The organism is Chromohalobacter sp. 48-RD10 (genome assembly GCF_029889785.1).
Lineage (GTDB): Bacteria > Pseudomonadota > Gammaproteobacteria > Pseudomonadales > Halomonadaceae > Chromohalobacter.
Genome location: NZ_JARANX010000180.1, coordinates 1 through 936 on the forward strand (window position 1 = coordinate 1; position 936 = coordinate 936).

A 936-nucleotide genomic window follows, 5' to 3' on the forward strand; every position below is an offset into this window, starting at 1 on the left:
GGCACCAAGACCGATCACGCTGACTTGTGTTTTCGCACCTTCCATAAAACTCCTTCTAGTCTCTAAATTGTTGCATAACGCTCGCAATAAGCGGCGCGAGGAACGAGCGTCCGGCGACCACAGGGAGCGCCTTGTTGGGCATTGGCTGGCGTCATTCCCTAGTAGAAAGCGTCTTCTTGTACGCGTAGACGTAGTCGGTGCTCGCACCTCCTCCGCCGCCTCCGCCGTCGTGGCCTGTATCCAGATATGCTTTCTCGGCAGAACGAGCAATGGCTTCCGACGCCGCTGGACAATAGATCCATACTCCGTCTTCTGAAACGTTGTGACCGGAAAACAAACGTTCCCTCGGATTCTCCGCTATACCGACGTACCAGTCCGTAGGGGTACCTCCGTGGCTCGTCATATACGCGTCAATCTCGGAGATAATTTTCTCTTTGGAGTAGCTCATGTCCCGCTCCATCCTCTATTCAATGCTCAACGCAAAGCACAGCGACAGCGGCGGCCCGTCAGGGACGTCCGGCGGCCGCAGGCCGCGTACTGCTGCGCCTTGTTCTGTGTGATTATGTGTCAATCCCCACAAACCCGCCGTCCTTGCCACGAACTCGCATATTTTCTTTGTTGCACGGCGTCATAGAACCACAGGATGGACATTGAACCGTATTGCCCTCAAGCATGGATGAATCAAAGGACTCCGTATCACCAAAGGATATCGGCGAAGGGAACCATGTACCGCATCTTGGGTTTAGGCACTTGATTTGAATCTCGTTAACTTTCGACATGGCCTTATCTCCTTATGACACAGAACGCAGAGCGCACCGGTGGCCTTTTTGGAGCAACGCGGAGAAAAGGCCATCCGCGTGGCGCGACTTGTTAGCCCCATATCTGCCATACAGCCGCTATTAATGTCAGGAGCACGATCAATAATCCGAAGTATAT

1 protein-coding gene is annotated in these 936 nt (G+C 53.5%); it reads right to left on the reverse strand.

Annotated features, from left to right (window positions below; genetic code table 11):
- Window positions 1-151 precede the first annotated feature (151 nt).
- On the reverse strand, window positions 152-448 hold the full coding sequence (locus OP496_RS18075; protein WP_280565349.1) for a hypothetical protein: 297 nt from the start codon (window positions 446-448) through the stop codon (window positions 152-154).
- Window positions 449-936: the final 488 nt, after the last annotated feature.